The organism is Nonlabens antarcticus (assembly GCF_015356755.1).
Taxonomy (GTDB): domain Bacteria; phylum Bacteroidota; class Bacteroidia; order Flavobacteriales; family Flavobacteriaceae; genus Nonlabens; species Nonlabens antarcticus.
Genome location: NZ_JADFCO010000034.1, coordinates 1 through 277, shown reverse-complemented (window position 1 = coordinate 277; position 277 = coordinate 1). Strand labels below are relative to the sequence as shown.

Below are 277 nucleotides of genomic sequence, written 5' to 3'. Positions count from 1 at the left end.
TCTCCATCATTTGGTGTCGTTCCAGTTGCAGTTGCCTGATTGGTCACTCCGCTGTTATCTATATCAGATTGCTGGATCGTGTAGGTTCCAGAGAAAGTAGAGTCATCACCTGTTCGAGGAGGAAGTGTAGCGATAGGACCGCCTGATAAACTACCGTTCGGCGCTACCAACAACGGGTCACTAATCGTTATGTTGCTCAACGTAGTGGCTCCCGTATTGGTCACCGTAAAACTGTAACTGATCGTCTCACCCAACTGGGCGTTCCCATCTCCGTTCT

1 protein-coding gene is annotated in these 277 nt (G+C 49.5%); it reads right to left on the bottom strand.

The features are described 5' to 3' along the window. The coding region (locus IQ282_RS00130; RefSeq protein ID WP_194849927.1) for a DUF7507 domain-containing protein at nt 1-277 on the bottom strand (277 nt) is incomplete at both ends.